Genomic DNA, 306 nt, shown 5'->3' with positions numbered 1-306 from the left:
AGCTGTGGCGGGACCTGGACCACCGGGAGATCTCGGGGGTGCAGGTGCTGCGAGAGCTGGCGCGGCAGCACGACGCGACGGTGAAAGCGATGCCGGTGGTGTTCACCAGTGTGCTCGGCGTCGGTGACGACGCCTCGCTCGACCTGTCCGAGGTGTTCCCGGCTCCCGTCTACAGCGTGACCCAGACACCGCAGGTGTGGCTGGACCTGAAGGTCTCTCTGACTCGGGGCGGCCTCGCCATCGACTGGGACTCGGTGGACGAGCTGTTCCCGCCCGGCCTGGTGGACGCGATGTTCTCCGCCTACG

At 68.3% G+C, this 306-nt stretch carries 1 protein-coding gene; it reads left to right on the top strand.

Translation table 11 applies throughout. From position 1 onward, the window contains the following. On the top strand, window positions 1-306 hold a 306-nt coding region (locus ELR45_RS34520; RefSeq protein WP_165367445.1), incomplete at both ends, for a condensation domain-containing protein.

The organism is Phytoactinopolyspora endophytica, from assembly GCF_004138495.1.
GTDB classification, from domain to species: domain Bacteria; phylum Actinomycetota; class Actinomycetes; order Jiangellales; family Jiangellaceae; genus Phytoactinopolyspora; species Phytoactinopolyspora endophytica.
This window is presented reverse-complemented; position numbering and strand designations above follow the sequence as displayed.